The organism is Rhodococcus sp. ARP2 (assembly GCF_001029585.1).
In the GTDB taxonomy this organism is placed as follows: Bacteria; Actinomycetota; Actinomycetes; order Mycobacteriales; family Mycobacteriaceae; genus Rhodococcus_F; species Rhodococcus_F erythropolis.
Map to the genome: position 1 here is coordinate 1 of NZ_LEKE01000036.1, position 1,160 is coordinate 1,160.

Annotated in this window: 1 protein-coding gene; it reads left to right on the forward strand. The window is 60.4% G+C overall.

All coding sequences use genetic code 11. The features are described 5' to 3' along the window. Positions 1-1,160, forward strand: a 1,160-nt coding sequence (gene mmsA, locus ABX74_RS08570) for a CoA-acylating methylmalonate-semialdehyde dehydrogenase (RefSeq protein WP_047866731.1), incomplete at both ends; no start/stop codon positions are given.

A 1,160-nucleotide genomic window follows, 5' to 3' on the forward strand; every position in this document is an offset into this window, starting at 1 on the left:
GAGGTCATAGCAAGTACCCCGCTCTCTAGCAGGGAAGAGCTAGACCGGGCGGTTAGCGCCGCGGGGGAGGCCTTCAGGGCGTGGTCGGCAACCCCGGTGGTGGATAGGGCCAGGGTACTATTTCGCTACAAGATGCTCTTAGAGGATCACTTCGAGGAGCTCAGGGACCTCGTTACCCTGGAGAACGGCAAGGACGCAAAAGACGCCGGTGGGGAGGTGAGGCGCGGAATAGAGGTTGTGGAGTTCGCCTGCGGCATGCCGACCCTCATGATGGGCGAGTCCCTAAGAGACGTGGCGAGGGGCATAGACAACGTCTCCTACCGCTACCCACTCGGGGTGGTGGCAGCCATCACCCCGTTCAACTTCCCGTGCATGGTCCCATTGTGGACCCTACCGGTAGCCATAGGAGCCGGAAACTCCTACATCCTGAAGCCCTCGGAGCGTACCCCGCTAACGGCACAGAGGCTCGGAGAGCTACTCCTAGAGGCCGGGGGCTCAGATCTACCGGAAGGCACCTTCAGCATAGTAAACGGAGCCCGGGAAGCCGTAGACGGCATACTAGAGCATCCCGGCATAGAGGCCGTCTCATTCGTAGGCTCACAGCCCGTAGCAGAGCACGTCTACCGTAACGGCTCCGCGGCCGGCAAAAGGGTGCAGGCCCTTGCCGGGGCCAAGAACTCCATGATCGCCCTGCCAGACGCCGTCCTGGATAAAGCAGTGCCGAACATAGTGGCTTCAGCCTACGGAAACGCCGGAGAGCGGTGCCTGGCCGGGAGCGTGCTCGTAGCCGTAGGAGATTCTTCTCAGCAGGATAAGCTGGTAGAGGCCGTAAAAGAGGCGGCAAAGAACATGAAGGTGGGCCCAGGCTACGAGGAAGGCTCTGAGCTAACACCGCTGATCCGCGACTCACACCGTGAGAAGGTAAAAGGCTACGTGGACCTCGCCGAAGAGGAGGGGGCTACTGTAGCCCTGGACGGTAGAGAGCCGCCAAGAGAAGAAGGCTTTTTCTTCGGGCCCACCATACTAGACGGAGTGACAGATGAGATGCGGGTCTCGAGAGAGGAGATCTTCGGCCCCGTACTTTCGGTGGTGCGGGTAGGCAGCTTAGAAGAGGCCATAGAGTTCACAAACGGCTCGGACTTTGGCAACGCCTGCTCCAT